Source organism: Klebsiella sp. 1SOBk5mer, from assembly GCF_046603115.1.
Lineage (GTDB): Bacteria > Pseudomonadota > Gammaproteobacteria > Enterobacterales > Enterobacteriaceae > Klebsiella > Klebsiella quasipneumoniae.
Map to the genome: position 1 here is coordinate 1 of NZ_JBKIUU010000039.1, position 365 is coordinate 365.

2 tRNA genes are annotated in these 365 nt (G+C 49.9%); both read left to right on the forward strand.

From position 1 onward, the window contains the following. The first annotated feature begins 33 nt into the window (after positions 1 to 33). A tRNA-Lys gene (locus ACLH1U_RS25220) sits at positions 34 to 109 on the forward strand. A gap of 146 nt (positions 110 to 255) precedes the next feature. Further along, positions 256 to 331: transfer RNA gene (locus ACLH1U_RS25225), tRNA-Lys, on the forward strand. Positions 332 to 365 lie beyond the last annotated feature (34 nt).

A 365-nucleotide genomic window follows, 5' to 3' on the forward strand; every position in this document is an offset into this window, starting at 1 on the left:
TCGGCGGTTCGATCCCGTCATCACCCACCACTCGGGTCGTTAGCTCAGTTGGTAGAGCAGTTGACTTTTAATCAATTGGTCGCAGGTTCGAATCCTGCACGACCCACCAATTTCAGCATTTAACTCAGATGTTGAACGTGAAGGATAGCGTTGCGTCAGCAACGGCCCGTAGGGCGAGGCGAAGCCGAGTCATCCTGCACGACCCACCAATTCCAATATTGGTGTCGAGTGAAATTATTCAGGTAGTACCAGAGCGGGTCGTTAGCTCAGTTGGTAGAGCAGTTGACTTTTAATCAATTGGTCGCAGGTTCGAATCCTGCACGACCCACCAATCTTTAATGATGGTAACTGGTAGAAACGTGAAG